The 14,864-nt window shown below is 54.3% G+C and carries 14 protein-coding genes; 7 read left to right on the forward strand and 7 right to left on the reverse strand.

All coding sequences use genetic code 11. From position 1 onward, the window contains the following. Positions 1 to 178: 178 nt before the first annotated feature. From RHJ02_RS10100 to acpP, 5 genes are all read right to left on the reverse strand, one after another. A complete protein-coding gene (locus RHJ02_RS10100; RefSeq protein WP_190278265.1) occupies positions 179 to 589 on the reverse strand; it encodes a hypothetical protein in 411 nt (136 codons plus the stop codon). A gap of 4 nt (positions 590 to 593) precedes the next feature. Further along, positions 594 to 995: a hypothetical protein gene (locus RHJ02_RS10105; RefSeq protein WP_206200055.1), complete on the reverse strand. Its 402-nt coding sequence runs from the start codon at positions 993 to 995 to the stop codon at positions 594 to 596. A 108-nt stretch (positions 996 to 1,103) separates the two neighbouring features. Continuing rightward, a complete protein-coding gene (gene tkt / locus RHJ02_RS10110; protein WP_206200056.1) occupies positions 1,104 to 3,098 on the reverse strand; it encodes a transketolase in 1,995 nt (664 codons plus the stop codon). 35 nt (positions 3,099 to 3,133) lie between these two features. Then, positions 3,134 to 4,396 (reverse strand): beta-ketoacyl-ACP synthase II, encoded by a 1,263-nt coding sequence (fabF, locus tag RHJ02_RS10115; RefSeq protein ID WP_206200057.1) that lies wholly within the window; start codon positions 4,394 to 4,396, stop codon positions 3,134 to 3,136. A 4-nt stretch (positions 4,397 to 4,400) separates the two neighbouring features. Then, positions 4,401 to 4,646 (reverse strand): acyl carrier protein, encoded by a 246-nt coding sequence (gene acpP, locus RHJ02_RS10120; protein ID WP_149819108.1) that lies wholly within the window; start codon positions 4,644 to 4,646, stop codon positions 4,401 to 4,403. 222 nt (positions 4,647 to 4,868) lie between these two features. On the opposite strand from acpP, the gene RHJ02_RS10125 reads away from it, so the two are divergent. The 7 genes from RHJ02_RS10125 (at position 4,869) to RHJ02_RS10155 (ending at position 12,220) form a co-directional block, all read left to right on the forward strand. Next, complete coding sequence (locus tag RHJ02_RS10125; protein ID WP_310744514.1) at positions 4,869 to 7,133, forward strand: ribonuclease R; 2,265 nt, start codon at positions 4,869 to 4,871, stop codon at positions 7,131 to 7,133. 36 nt (positions 7,134 to 7,169) lie between these two features. Further along, positions 7,170 to 8,165 carry a methionyl-tRNA formyltransferase gene (gene fmt, locus RHJ02_RS10130; protein WP_206200059.1) on the forward strand — a complete coding sequence of 332 codons (996 nt, stop codon included), beginning with the start codon at positions 7,170 to 7,172 and terminating at the stop codon, positions 8,163 to 8,165. Between the two features lie 132 nt (positions 8,166 to 8,297). Beyond that, positions 8,298 to 8,621 (forward strand): ribbon-helix-helix domain-containing protein, encoded by a 324-nt coding sequence (locus tag RHJ02_RS10135; protein ID WP_206200060.1) that lies wholly within the window; start codon positions 8,298 to 8,300, stop codon positions 8,619 to 8,621. 44 nt (positions 8,622 to 8,665) lie between these two features. After that, positions 8,666 to 10,195, forward strand: a complete 1,530-nt coding sequence (locus tag RHJ02_RS10140; RefSeq protein ID WP_206201683.1) for an AAA family ATPase — start codon at positions 8,666 to 8,668, stop codon at positions 10,193 to 10,195. A gap of 120 nt (positions 10,196 to 10,315) precedes the next feature. Further along, a complete protein-coding gene (locus RHJ02_RS10145) occupies positions 10,316 to 10,669 on the forward strand; it encodes a DUF1257 domain-containing protein (RefSeq protein ID WP_149819118.1) in 354 nt (117 codons plus the stop codon). A gap of 247 nt (positions 10,670 to 10,916) precedes the next feature. After that, a complete protein-coding gene (locus tag RHJ02_RS10150; RefSeq protein ID WP_206201684.1) occupies positions 10,917 to 11,741 on the forward strand; it encodes a site-specific DNA-methyltransferase in 825 nt (274 codons plus the stop codon). After that, positions 11,729 to 12,220, forward strand: coding sequence for a hypothetical protein (locus tag RHJ02_RS10155; RefSeq protein ID WP_206200061.1), 492 nt, complete (start codon positions 11,729 to 11,731; stop codon positions 12,218 to 12,220). Before RHJ02_RS10150 ends, RHJ02_RS10155 begins: the two co-directional genes overlap by 13 nt. Here RHJ02_RS10155 and RHJ02_RS13160 read toward each other — a convergent pair. Then, complete coding sequence (locus tag RHJ02_RS13160; protein ID WP_206200062.1) at positions 12,112 to 12,498, reverse strand: IS630 transposase-related protein; 387 nt, start codon at positions 12,496 to 12,498, stop codon at positions 12,112 to 12,114. The genes RHJ02_RS10155 and RHJ02_RS13160 overlap by 109 nt on opposite strands. 142 nt (positions 12,499 to 12,640) lie before the next feature. Then, on the reverse strand, positions 12,641 to 14,851 hold the full coding sequence (locus tag RHJ02_RS10160; protein WP_310800185.1) for a glycosyltransferase: 2,211 nt from the start codon (positions 14,849 to 14,851) through the stop codon (positions 12,641 to 12,643). Positions 14,852 to 14,864: the final 13 nt, after the last annotated feature.

The raw sequence follows: 14,864 nt of genomic DNA on the forward strand, positions 1-14,864 counted from the left end.
CCTCCTCGAAGTCTTCCTCCTCCCAGGGCTGCTCATTACTGTTTTGCTGGTTTTGATAGTTTGAACCCATGCTGCTTCGGTAAAAAGATTCCCTATGGCATTGGAGCATACCATGCAGCGGGTCGCCGTGGGGCATTCCCTGTGGCAGCCTTGGTTAATTTTCTACAAAAAATTAAAATTAAGGGGGATCTAAGCCGGCAAATAGGGCGGCAACCACCTGTGCTGCCTTCTGATCGAGCTTGTGCCAGTCCACCTCCCCAGCAGGGTCAAAGAGGCTGAGGTCAGCTTGCACCTCCCCCACCTGAAAGTCATGGATGCCGCTGTAGTCGAGTTCTGGGGTGTACTGCTGAAAACAAATTTGGTAGCACAGCTCCCACAGGTTCACCCGCTCTTGGCGATCGCCCTGACGTAAGTGCAGCCAGTAGAGAATTTGTGGTTCGGCTTCACCACAGGGAATCTCAACGGTTTCATAGGTGCCCTGCCAAGGGGAAGTTTCTAGCGATCGCCGCAGATGATCAAGCAGGCGAATCAGTGCCGGTTGAATCAGTTGTGCCGCTGCATACCAAGGATGATCTGTGTTGGCCGTCATGAGACTAAGCGAGGGGTTTTTTGACATTGTAGGCTTCGTGGGAGAGCACACTACGGGGTTCAATGCGATCGCCCGTGTCATAGCAGATGAGGCGATAGTCATAGCTCAGGGGAATACTAATAATGCGGCGATCGTGATTCAGGCGCTTGCCCTTGAACTGGCGATAGTCGGCCCCTGCAAGGAGTTCTGCAATCACTTGGCGGGCTTTGAGGACAATCCACTTGGGCAATCCCTGTAGATCCACCACATCCTTGGCAAAGGTGGCCTCCCACTCCTGCCGTGCCAGTCGTGCCTGTTCCCGTTCTGCTACCTCTAGAGCTTTTGCTTGGATCAACTGAGCGCAGTAGTGGCAAACCTGACCATAGCCTTGGTGGCCGCAGGGAAATTTTTTCCGACGACGTGGCATAGGGCGTTCTCAAAAAAAACTCAAAAAAAGCAAAACAGGGCAGAGAGTTATACCCCCCACCCTGAGCATCTATTGATATTTTCCGTCTAAAGGCGTACCACCGGCAACTTAGCCAAGCAGGGCATTGGCCTTGGCCACCACATTGTCCACCGTGAAGCCAAATTTCTCCATGAGGACGTTACCGGGAGCCGAGGCACCAAAGCGCTCGATCGACACCGTTGCATCGGCATAGCGGCACCAACCAAAACTCGAAGCCGCTTCTACAGCAAGGCGTTTTACCCCCGCAGGGAGCACACTGGCTTTGTACTCAGGGGATTGCTCCTCAAACAGTTCCCAAGAGGGCATGGACACGACCCGCACCTTCTTGCCACTGGCCGTCAGGGTTTCAGCAGCCTTGACACAGAGGGAGACTTCTGAACCGGTGCCAATCAGGATCAAATCGGGTGTCCCTGCACAATCTACCAGCGTGTAGGCACCTTTGGCGACATTGGCCGCAGAGGTACCGGCCAAGTTGGGGACATTTTGCCGCGTCAGTGCCAAGAGGGTTGGCTGTTTGCGGCGTTGGACGGCCACTTGGTAGGCACCCGAGGTTTCATTGCCATCGGCAGGACGGATCACCAGTAGGTTGGGAATGGCACGCAATGAGGCCAAGGTTTCCACGGGTTGGTGGGTAGGGCCATCTTCACCAAGAGCAATGGAGTCGTGGGTCATCACATAGATCACCCCCGCTTGGGAGAGGGCTGAGAGGCGCAGGGCAGGCCGCAGGTAATCGGCAAAGACCAAGAAAGTGGCACAGTAGGGAATCAAGCCGGAATTGTGGAGAGCAATGCCGTTGCAGATGGCGGCCATGCCGTGTTCCCGTACGCCAAAGCGAATGTTGCGATTTTGGTACTGGCCTTTTTGGAAGTCACCGGAGCACTTGAGTTCGGTGAGGTTGGAGTGGGTCAAGTCGGCAGAACCGCCAATGAGTTCCGGCAGATTGGGGGCGATCGCGTTCAGGCAAATTTCCGAATGCTTGCGGGTGGCCACAGCCTTATCTTCAGGAGTGTAGCTCGGCAGATTGGCATCCCAGTTGGCGGGCAGCTCACCCCGCAGCAGCCGTTCAAATTCGGCAGCCTCCTCAGGATACTTTTGGCGATAGGTGGCGAGGGTTTGGTTCCACTCCGCTTCATAGCTAGCACCGCGCTCCACGGCTTTGCGGAAGTGGTTGAGGACATCCTCGGGGACAACAAAAGGCTCATAGTTCCAGCCAAGGTTTTCGCGGGTGAGCTTGACTTCCTCAGGCCCAAGAGCAGCGCCGTGCACCCCAGCGGTGTTGGCTTTGTTGGGGGAACCATAGCCAATGGTAGTGGTGACTTTAATGAGTGAAGGTTTATCGGTTACGGCTTTGGCCGCTTCAATGGCTTTGGCAATGCCCGCAAGATCCGTATTGCCATCGGCGACGTGCTGCACGTGCCAACCATAGGCCTCAAAGCGCTTGCAGACATCCTCTGTAAAGGCAATGTCGGTGGAACCGTCAATGGAAATGTGGTTATCGTCGTAGAGGGCAATGAGTTTGCCTAAGCCCCAGTGACCCGCAAGGGAGCAGGCTTCGCCGGAGATGCCCTCCATGTTGCAGCCATCGCCAAGGATAACGTAGGTGTAGTGATCCACTAGTTTGACATCGGGCTTGTTGAAGCGAGCCGCTAAGTGGGCTTCCGCCACTGCTAAGCCAACGGCGTTACAAATCCCTTGACCGAGAGGGCCTGTGGTCACCTCCACACCGGGGGTTTCAAAGTTTTCCGGGTGACCGGGTGTGCGCGATCCCCATTGGCGAAACTGTTTAATGTCCTCGATGGTGACGCTGTCGTAGCCCGTGAGGTAGAGCAGGGCATACTGCAACATACAGCCATGACCCGCCGAAAGGACAAAGCGATCGCGATTGAACCACTGCGGATTTTTGGGGTTAAACCGCATGAACTGGTTCCACAGCACATAGGCCATGGGTGCTGCCCCCATGGGTAGGCCGGGGTGCCCGGAGTTGGCCTTTTGCACCGCATCGATCGCTAGGAAACGAATCGCATTAATACAGAGTTCATCAAGGGATTGAGTCACCGCAGGCATTGCTTTCTCTCTCTAATTGGGTTTGCAGCAGACAGTTAACGATCGGGAGTAAATTTGCGGAAGGCCAACGTGACGTTGTGCCCACCAAAGCCAAAGGAGTTGGACAAAGCCACCGTCACCGGACAAGCCCGGCTCTGATGGGGAACATAGTCCAGATCGCAGGCAGGATCCGGTTGCTCCAAGTTAATTGTAGGGGGGATGCGATCGTGGGCAACTGCCATCACCGTTGCGATCGCCTCAATACCCCCTGACCCCCCTAGGAGGTGCCCCGTCATGGATTTTGTCGAACTCACGGGAACGCGACGGGCATTTTCCTCACCAAGGGCACGTTTAATGGCGGCAGTTTCCGTACTGTCGTTGGCGGGGGTGCTTGTACCGTGGGCATTGATATAGCTCACCTGATCCGGGGCAATCTCCCCATCCTTGAGGCAGGCTTCAATGGCACGGGCCGCCCCTTCTCCCCCCGGTGAGGGAGCAGTCATGTGGTAGGCATCACAGGTCAAGCCATAGCCCACCATTTCTGCATAGATGCGTGCCCCCCGGGCAAGGGCAAATTCCAATTCTTCAAGGATCAAGATGCCTGCCCCTTCCCCAAGGACAAAGCCATCGCGGTTGAGGTCAAAGGGACGGCTGGCATGGTGGGGGTCATCATTGCGGGTGGACAGGGCACGGGCTGCCGCAAAACCCGCCACCGATAGGGGAGTAATCGCTGCCTCAGTACCGCCACAGATCATCGCCTTGGCATAACCGTGCTGCACCATGCGGAAGGCATCGCCAATGGCATTGGAACCCGCTGCACAGGCGGTCACGGAACAGGAATTGGGGCCTTTGGCACCGGTGTGAATGGCGGTGAGTCCGGCGGCCATATTGGCAATCATCATCGGGATCATAAAGGGACTACAGCGATCGGGCCCCTTGGTGAGATAGACCTCCTGCTGATCCTCCATCACCTTTAGCCCGCCCACACCCGTACCAATAATGATGCCAATGTCAGTGGCATTGCCCTCGTCAATCGTCAATTGGGCATCTGCAAGGGCTTGCTTACTGGCAGCCACGGCAAATTGAGCAAAGCGATCCATGCGTTTGGCATCTTTGCGATCCATGTAGAGGGTGGGATCAAAGCCACGCACCTCACCCGCAATGCGGCAGTCATGACGACTGGCATCAAAAGCCGTGATGTAATCAATGCCGTTGCGACCGGCCATTAACCCTTCCCAATACTCCGCAAGGGTGTTGCCGAGGGGGGTAATTGCCCCCATCCCCGTGACAACGACCCGTTTTTGGTGCGCCTTTGCCATGGATCTATGCAGCTACCTTATTGTTGATAAAGTCAAGGACATCTTGGACGGTTTTCAGTTTTTCCGCCTCTTCGTCGGGAATTTCCACACCAAACGCTTCCTCAAGTGCCATGATCAACTCCACGGAGTCAAGGGAGTCAGCATTGAGATCCTCGGCAAAACTTGCTTCGGGCACAACTTTTTCTGCATCAACACTGAGTTGATCGGCAACAATGGCTTTTACTTTTTCGAGAATTTCAGACTGATTCATAGATGCCTTAACTGGATGGACAACGATTGAGAACAGTAATTGATGCGGGCGATCGCCATTCCTCAAATCTAGGATGTTTCGTGCCCAGAATCAACGCGCCATAATTATTAGGACAGATTGGGGATCCCCTAGGATGCTTCCGCAACTGTGATAAGCTACAGTTTGGATACTTGACACCAACAACGCTACATCCACTATTGCCCTCCCTTCACCGAGTTGCCGATGCATTTTACGATTGCCAGTCTGCTTGCCAACTTTAGCGAAGATAAATTTGTTGCCCCCAAGGTTCTCGAAAAAAAACTCGGCTGTGACGATCCTGAGAGCCAGCGAGAACTGGAAATTGCCCTCGATGCCCTAGAACGCATTGGTCTGCTTATTAAAGAACGGGGCAAGTATCGCCGCGCCAGTGATGATGGCTTGATTGAAGGGCGGCTGCGCTGCTCCAGCAAAGGGTTTTGCTTTGCGATTCAGGATACCGAGGGTGCCGAAGATATTTTTGTGCGCGAGCATCAACTCAGCACTGCTTGGAATGGCGATCGCGTGCTGGTGCGGGTCACCCGTGAAGGCCGCCGCAAGAAATCTCCAGAGGGGGAAGTGAAACTGATCCTTGAGCGGGGAAACCCCTCGGTGATTGCCCGGGTGAAACAGACCGAAGATGGGTTTCGGGCCACACCCCTCGACGATCGCCTGCTCTTTGAAATTGCCCTTGAACCCAATGACCTCGTCCCCGATCTATCCACGGTGGTGGATCAACTGGTGCATGTGAACATTCGCCGCTATCCCTTGGGGGGGTACCTGCCGACGGGGGAAATTGGCCAGATCCTAGGGAGTGATGCCCAATCGGCACCTGCTTTGGACTTGATTTGCTGCAAACATAATCTTGTCCGCCAATTTAGCCCCGCCCTGCGGACAGCAGCCGCCACCTTAAATGCCCAGTTGGAAACCTTGGACTTGAGCGATCGCCAAGACTTGCGGGAACTGGTCACCATTACCTTAGTGGCTCCCGGCCAAGAACCCCAAGTGGCCTTTTCCCTCGATGCCCTCGAGCAAAATCTCTGGCAGTTGGGGATTCACATTAGCGATGTGGGGGGATTGCTCCCCCGTGATGAACTGCTGGATCGCACTGCTCGCCGTCAGGGTATGACCCTCGCCACCCCTGAACTGAGTTTGCCCCTCTTGCCGCAGGAATTGGAGAGGTTGCGCTTGCTGCCGGGGGGCGATCGCGCTGCCATTTCGCTGCTGATGGTGATCAACAATGCCGGTGAAGTTCAGTCCTACAGAATTTACCGCAGTTGTATCCGCGTTGATGCCTGTGTCACCAGTGAGCAGGTGGCGGCCACCCTTGCCCTAGGGGATACTTCCGGTGATTGGTTGCGTGCCCTGATTCACCTTGCCAATGCCGTGAGTCAGCAACGACAGGCACGGGGGAGTATTGAAGTCACCCCAGCGGATGCCCTGAGCCTTGCCTATGCCGATGAGGGTCTCGCCCCCGCCATTCCCCTACCGAGGGTCACCCCTTGGACAAGCTTAGTGATCCTTGCCAATGAACTCCTTGCCCGTCATTTGGCGAAGTTGGGGGTACCGGCTCTCTACCGCACGCAGCCTGTGCCCGAACTCTATGCCGTGCAGGATTTTCTCAAGCTCTGCCAAAATCTCAACTTGCCCTTGAGCCTAGACAATCCCGCGCAGGTCACGCCCCGCGACTGTCAGCGCTTTATGGCACAATTGGCTACCTCGGATCTGGCAGCCGTGTTGCAGGAACTGTTGCTCGATAAACTCAAACCCGCCAGCGATGCCGCTGTGGCGCTGCTCCACTTTAGTTTGGCCACTGGCGAGGGCTATGGCCATTTCTGCTCACCCCTCCAACGCTACACTGACATTGTGAATCAGCGCATTTTACACATTCTCCTGATGGAAGGACGCGATCGCCGCGGGCCACGGGCAAAAGAGCGCGTCAATCTTGGCGAGTCCAGTTGCTTGGAGCAGGTGAATTGGACCGTCTTCACCACCGATACCCAGCGGGAAGTGGACACCCTCGTTAATGAATTAGCTCCCCACCTCCAAGAGCGGGAGCGGCAAATCTACACGGCTTGGAAGGATTTGGTGGGGCTACAACGGGTGCGCCAAGTCCAAGCCTGCATCGGCGAAGTGCGTTCGGGCATTATTACCGGCGTGCAGTCCTATGGCTTCTTTGTGGAACTGATTGACTTTAATGTTGAGGGCTTAGTCCACGTCAGCTCCCTCAAGGATGACTGGTATGAATACCGTGCCCATGCCCAAACCTTGACGGGTCGGCGTAACCGCTTGCGCTACCGCTTGGGCGATCGCGTGGAAGTCCTGATTAAAAATGTGGATTCCTACCGCCAGCAGGTGGATTTGGCGGTCATTAGTGGTGGCTCCCAAGCGACGGAAGAAGATCTGAACGGCGCTAGTGATGGTGGGGAAGCCCTCACCCCTTCTGAGGATGACGCTCCTGAGACTCTCTAAACCAGCAGTTGACGTTTTGCAGGGAGTGGGCAGCGGTTGAAAATCATTTATTTTGGCACACCGGAGTTTGCCCTTGCGCCGCTACAACGGCTGCTGGAAACAGAGACCTATCAAGTGTTGGGGGTGGTCACCCAGCCCGATCGCCGACGGGGACGGGGCAACCAATTATCGCCTTCTCCGGTCAAGGCCTTAGCCCTTTGTCACGGGTTACCAGTTTGGCAGCCGGAACGTCTGCGTCGGGATCCAGAGCTGCCTGAGGTCTTGCGATCGCTAGGCGCTGATGTCTTTGTGGTGGTGGCCTACGGTCAAATCCTGCCCCCGTCGATCCTTGAGATTCCCCGTTACGGCTGCATCAACATCCACGGCTCGCTGCTGCCGAAGTATCGCGGTGCCGCTCCCATTCAGTGGGCACTCTACCATGGCGAAGGGGAAACCGGCGTGACGACGATGCGCATGGATGCGGGTATGGACACAGGCCCAATGCTCCTGAAGCGCAAAGTAACGATTCATCTAGGAGATAACGCTGCTACCCTCAGTGCCAAGCTCAGTGACATCGGTGCCGACCTCCTACTAGAAACCTTGCAGCAACTGCCACAGCTTCAACCCGAACCCCAAAACGACGCTGAGGCTACCTACGCACCGCTCATTCAAAAAAGTGACTATGCCATTGATTGGGGGCGATCGGCCCTAGCCCTTCACAACCAAGTGCGCGCCTTTTACCCCTATGCCTATACCCAGTGGCAAGACACCCCCTTGAAACTGCTGCAAACGTGGCCATTGGTGCCCGAAGTGAGGGCCGAATTACCGGAACCTTTACAGTCTTTTGTTTGTGAGCCTGAGGCAGCTTCCGCCCCGGGTACGGTGGTAGAGCTAATTAAGGGATGGGGCCCCGTGGTACAGACGGGCAAGGGTCGCCTGCTGCTGAGTCAAGTGCACTTGAGTGGTCGCAAAGCCCAATCGGGGTGGGATTTTGTCAATGGGGTACGGCTGGCGATCGCCACTCAATTCGATATGATGCCCTCAGCCCTGTAACTGAGTTTTAAGCACGCGGGGCTTAATGTAACTAAATGTTACGATTTTGCCGTTTTGACAGCATTTCACCTTGACACCCCTCGGATCGGCTCACTACACTGGCACACATACCTAGGTACGTCTCTAACCCCTATGGAAGATAAGCAAAAGGTTACGTTGTATCTATCCCCCGATGTGCACCGCCAGCTCAAGATTGCCGCTGTCGTCGAGCAGGAAACGATGTCCACCCTTGCTGAACGTGCCATTGAATTTCTGCTGGCTCACCCAGACGTACTGGCGGAATATGCCGAGCAAAAGCATGGCAATGTGCATCGGGTTTACCACTGCCCAGAGTGTGCTAGTGCCCTTGTCCTGCGGGGGGATGAGCTAACGGCCTTGGTCAATCAGCCCACAGTGATTGATGACGACAGCCTCAGTGTTCCTTCGCTCTCCGTCGAGTTGGTGTCTGCCCGCTAGTGGCGGGGGTGTTGGGTCAGCCTTGAAAGAAGGAGGTGATTGCTGTGCAAGAAGAATTGAGTATCCTCATCCAAGCGCAATATCCGTTGATCTACCTCCTGACCTCTGAAGAAGAGCGGGCTGAGCAGGCGATCGCCACCATTGCCCAAAGTCAAGTCGGGCCTCAAGGGCGGTCTCCCCGCAAGCTCTACATCTGGACAGTGACCCACGGCATGGTCGAGTATGGCCATCCCCGCAACAACAGTCACCACAACACTGTCTCGCCGGAAGCTGCCATTCAATGGGTTGTTCACCAACGGGAACCGGGCATCTACGTCTTCAAGGATTTGCACCCCTTCATTGATTCGCCCCCTGTGACTCGTTCTTTACGGGACGCGATCGCCAGCTTCAAAAGCAGCCACAAAACCATTATTCTCATGTCCCCAGAAGCAGCGCAGCGGATTCCTGTCGAACTGGAAAAAGAAATCGTTGTCGTTGACTACCCCCTACCCAGTATCAACGAACTAGATCAGGTTCTCGGGGAGCAACTGGATCCCCGCAATCGCCGCCTCACCCCTGAAGTACGGGAAAAACTCGTCAAAGCCACCCTTGGCCTGACGCGGGATGAAGCTGAAAAAGTCTTTCGCAAAGCCAAAGTGACCGCTGGGCGCCTTACGGAAGCCGAAGTGGACATCATCCTCTCTGAGAAAAAGCAACTCATCCGCCGCAATGGCATCCTCGAGTATATGGAAGTGGATGAAACCATTGATTCGGTCGGCGGTCTAGAGGAACTGAAAGTCTGGTTACGCCAACGCTCCAACGCCTTCAGTGAAAAGGCGCGTGAATACGGCTTACCGCAACCGAAGGGGATGTTAATTTTGGGGGTCCCCGGCTGTGGGAAGTCCCTGATTGCCAAAACCACCTCCCGCCTTTGGGGCTTGCCGTTGCTGCGCCTTGATATGGGGCGCGTCTATGACGGTTCAATGGTGGGGCGATCGGAAGCGAATTTGCGCAATGCCCTGAAAACCGCTGAATCGATCTCCCCTGCCATTCTCTTCATTGATGAAATGGACAAGGCCTTTGCGGGCGGAGCAGGCTCCTCGGACTCCGATGGCGGTACCTCAAGCCGGATCTTTGGCTCCTTCCTCACTTGGATGCAGGAGAAAAAGTCTCCCGTCTTTGTCTTGGCGACAGCCAACCGCGTCGAACGGCTCCCCGGTGAATTTTTGCGCAAAGGTCGCTTTGACGAAATTTTCTTTGTGGATTTGCCCAATGCCGAGGAGCGCAAGGAAATCTTTCGCATTCACCTCACCAAGCGCCGCCGCGACATTGATCGCTTTGACCTCGAGCAACTCGCCAATATCTGTGATGGCTTTTCAGGTGCCGAGATTGAGCAGGCCATCATTGCTGCCATGTACGAAGCCTTTGCTCAAGGGCGTGAGTTTACCCAGTTAGACATTATTGCCGCTAGCCGTGCCACTCAACCCCTTTCCAAGACGATGCAAGAGCAGGTCACGGCACTGCGTGATTGGGCACGCCAACGGGCGCGTCCGGCGGCTGCTTCAGTGGCTGAATACCAGCGACTGGAGTTTTGACAAGCTTCCTTCTGTCTGCCCTGCGCAGATGGGAGAAAGACCCGACCACAGGGGTTTGGTTCGCCATAAATTGTGGTTCATTCAGTCCAATGTTTCTGTCTCAATCTGGAGGAAATCCACATGTCTCACTTCAGCACCCTGCGTACGAAAATTACCGATGCTGAAATCTTGAAAGCGTCCCTGCGGGATCTGGGCATTACGGTGAAAACCAATGCCGATGTGCGTGGCTACAATGGCCAACGTGTTCGCTCTGACATCGTCGCTGTCCTCGATGGCGAGTATGATCTGGGCTGGTCTCGCAATGCTGATGGCACCTTTGATCTGATTGCTGACCTCTGGGGTGTGGCCAAAAAACACAACCAAACGGAGCTGATCAACTCGATCAACCAAAAATATGCCATCAACAAAACCTTGGCTGAGGTGAAGCGTCCTGGCCTTCAGAACGCCAACGTCAAGCTTGTGGTGCATAGCTAATCCTGTTGCCAATTGCTTTGTACTGTCTAGCGCGCGTTCCCAAGTAATCCGCTGGCTGACTCCCTAGGGGTCGGCCTCTTTTTTTATCTCAGGATTACGAATATGGTATTTTGGCGGTACAGGGAAGGATGGCTTATAGTTATTGAGTTCTGGCCAGCACATTCAAGAGCGTTTTTCTCCAGAGGCTAAGCTAGTCGTTGCCAGTGGAGATGTCTGTGAGGTGATTCGTCAGGTGCCGGATAAGGCCATGACGCTCATCTTTACGTCGCCGCCCTACAACCTCGGCAAGGCCTATGAAACGCCGGTGGCGATTGAGGACTATCTCCAAAGCCAAAGCCAAGTGATTGCCGAGCTATATCGAGTGCTGCGGCCAGAGGGAAGTTTGTGCTGGCAAGTGGGGAATTTTGTTCAAGGGGGAGAGGTGTATCCCTTGGATATTTTGTTTTATCCCCTGTTCAAGCGGTTGGGTTTGAAGCTGCGCAATCGCATCATCTGGAAATTTGGCCATGGTCTCCATGCCACAAAGCGCTTTTCTGGCCGCTATGAAACGATTCTCTGGTTCACGAAGTCCGATCACTACATCTTTAATTTGGATGCCGTGCGTATTCCAGCCAAATATCCGGGGAAACGCCATTTCAAAGGTCCCAATAAGGGCAAACCCTCGGGCAATCCCTTGGGCAAAAATCCATCCGATGTCTGGGAAATCGTTCTTCAGGATTGGCAAGAACTGGTGTGGGATATTCCCAATGTCAAGTCCAATCATCCTGAAAAAACATTGCATCCCTGCCAGTTTCCCATTGAGTTAGTGGAGCGGTGCGTTCTCGCCCTCAGCCATGAAGGGGATTGGGTCTTTGACCCCTATATGGGGGTGGGATCATCCCTCTTGGCTGCCCTAATGCACAATCGGCGGGCGATGGGCTGTGAAAAGGAACCCACTTATGTCAACATTGCTCGCCAGCGGATTCAGGCCTATGAAAATGGCACCCTGCCCTACCGTCCCCTCGGCAGACCGGTCTACGCCCCCACAGGGCATGAGAAAATAGCCCAAGTTCCTGAAGAGTGGCAACAGTGAATTGGCGATCGCTCGATGAACGGGTACGCATTCAATCCAAGTGGGTGACCTTGATTGCCGAGAAGTGGTTGACGGACACAGGTGAAACCCTAGAATACTGGCGGGTAGAAAAGGCGGACTCGGTGATTGTCCTGCCGCTGCAAGGGAAGGATTTAATCTGCCTGCCGCTAACCTTTCGGGTGGGGGTTCAGCGAGTTACGGTGGATTTTCCCGGTGGCAGAGTAGGGTCGGATCAGGATCCGATCGCGATCGTGCCGCAAATTTTGACACGGGAATTGGGAATTACCGCTAATGTCATTCAAGGAATCACCCCGATCAGTGAGCAGCCTTGGCTAGTCAATATACACCACCGTTTCCTCGCCGTGACTCTCTACCCATGTGTCGAGCTGCTGTTGATACGCTTGTCGCTCTGCCTCACACCGTTCTTGGTAACGTATCTGTTTTTTTTGCGGGTGATGCCCATCTGGTCGAGGGCATAACTAATGGTGGAAACTTGAACGCCAAATCGCTGGGCACGGTCGATTAAACGGTCATCGGGATGGGCAGCAACATCGGCTGCTAAGGCCGCCCAATCCAGCTTCCAAGGACGACGGGGGACAACTGTGGGGGCTAAGTCGTCTCGCTTCAGCCAGCGATGGATAGTGGCGCGGCTCACCTGAAAAATTTGAGTCGCTTCACTGATTTTGCCACCTTGCTTGATATAGGAGACAACCCGCTCTCGTAAGTCCAAGCTATAGCTCATATTCTTGAGTAACATTCATGACGCTTTGAGTATAGCCTATGCCTCTTGAAAATATCTCACTCCCTTTGGAAACAGCTATAGCTATACGTTGACATCTCCCCTATTGCCAAACTTTTATTTTCCCCTAGGGCAAATTTTTGAGCTATGAGCCTATCGGTCAATTATTGCTATAGAGGCTAAAGAGCGATCGAAAGTCGAAGAGACGAATCAACATTGGCCAAAAGGCATCTAGGCCATTGGGGGCTTTGGGTTTGTGCCACCATGTGAGGCCACCATAGAGCAGTTGTACGAGGTGCCGCTGTGCCTCATCACTGACCTCTAAAAACCGCAGGTAAATGCAGCACCGCTCCTCTTCAGTGCGGGTACGAACCACGGCTGCGGTGACGCTAAAGTCCTGTTCCAAAAAGGTCAGCGTGCCGACGGTATCTCTTTGGGCTTCGATAAAACGCCCTGCGGTCAGCAATAGGGCAGCACCAGTCTCCGACACATCGCGGGTATAGCCCCAGTAGGTTTGATCCCCCAGTTGGAAACGACATACAGTGCAAACGGGAAAGCGATCGCTCTGACGGCGGGTGGGCTGATCAATGGAGGACAGAACCGCAATCAAGGCAATAAAGGCGTTGTAGAGCGTCCAAGCCAGCATCACCTCTAAACCCGCCCGTTCATACTCCATTGGTGGCCAGATATGGAGCCAGTAACCCCCATAGCGGATAAAGACCCCCACCCCGACTGCAATCACAAACGCCGCCAGCGGCCATGTATAGCGCAAATTCAACCGCTTCCGATTGGAGAGGGTGCCCTTGTTAGTGACAATGCTGCCAATTTTACCGAAGGGATTGCGGAGGATTTTAATCAGTTGCACCATCCCCGGAAAGGCAAAGGTCACCTCATAGACTTCACCCCAGACGGAAAAATACCGCCCTTCTGTCGCCCAGCTAAAGGTGGCAATTACTAACAGCGTGTAGGGCAGGGCATAGAAAAGGTACTCACCCAACGTCGCCACCGTTAGGGAGATGCCTGTCATTAGGCTCAAAAACGGACCAACGAGAAAGCAGGTGCGGGTAAAGGGATTGATGTTGTGCAACAGCAGCGAGAGGTGGCAACTGCGCTGAAACCACGACAGTTTTGACCAAATGGGGAGATCATCACCACAGAAATAGATTTGCATATTCCCCTGTAGCCAGCGCAGCCGTTGCTCCAGATGATCTTGGAAGTTGCGAGGAGACTCCCCCATGCTGAGGATTTCATTGAGGTAAACGAGGCGATAGCCAGCGATCTGCATTTTGGTTCCCGTTTGGAAATCCTCGACCACACAGCGGGTGTAGTATCCGCCTACGGCTTCTAGGTCACGGCGGCGCACCACATAGGAGGTGCCACAGCAAATGATGGCGTTGCCAAAGTCCCGCCCCGGCTGAATAAAGCCAAAAAAGTACTCCATATCGCCGGGCATCATGAACTCAATGCCAAGGTTTTGGGCGTGGTAGTCAGGGTTAAAGAAGTGCTGAGGGGTCTGCACCATGGACACGTGATCATCTTGAAAGAAGCCCACGGTGCGGCTCAGGAAGTTCTGAAAGGGAATAAAGTCGGCATCAAAAACAGCAATCAGTTCACCAGTGGTGTATTTCAGGGCATGGTTGAGGTTCCCTGCTTTGCGGTGCTCATTGGTGGGACGGGTGAGATAGTTGACCCCCAGATGCTCACAGAGAACCGCAATTTCCGATCGCCGACCATCATCGAGGACATAGATGCTTTTATTTCGGTAGTTGATCGCCTGACAGGCCACAATCGTCCGCCGCAAAATATAGGGAGGCTCATTATAGGTGGGAATGAAAATATCCACACTGGGGCAGTATTCACCACTGAGAACCGCCTGCTGATAGTAATTGGCCTGTCGCGATCGCCATGCAGTCGTCAGCCATGCCGTCTGATAGAAGTAAAGCAAATAGGTGAAAAAGTAGAGCACCTCAAGACCATAGAAGCCAATACTGGCAGTAAAGCTCAACCAGTGGGCATCATTGAGCGTCACCCAGCCCCGCCACACCAGATAGCGGCAGCCAAAGAGAATAACAATGAAGCGAATGATCAGGCGGCTAACATTATTGCTGGGAATAAAATTGAGGGCAACTGCCATCACTGCTGCAAGGACAATGGGCCACCACACGCTTAAATCATCGGTGGGCATCTGCAGGAGGTCAGGCAGAGGCCGCAACTGATCGGGATTCACTAAATCAATGGGAAAGAGCGTCGGTCGCCACACCGTCGCCAACAGCACACCAAAGAGGAATAGGATGCTGAAAACAAAAAGACCCCAGACCCACGGTGAAACCAGTTGCGGGGGGGAAGTGGGCTTGGGTGGCTCATGGGTCATAAGGAGACCCCCT

This window comes from Thermosynechococcus sp. TG215, from assembly GCF_031583455.1.
Taxonomy (GTDB): Bacteria; Cyanobacteriota; Cyanobacteriia; order Thermosynechococcales; family Thermosynechococcaceae; genus Thermosynechococcus.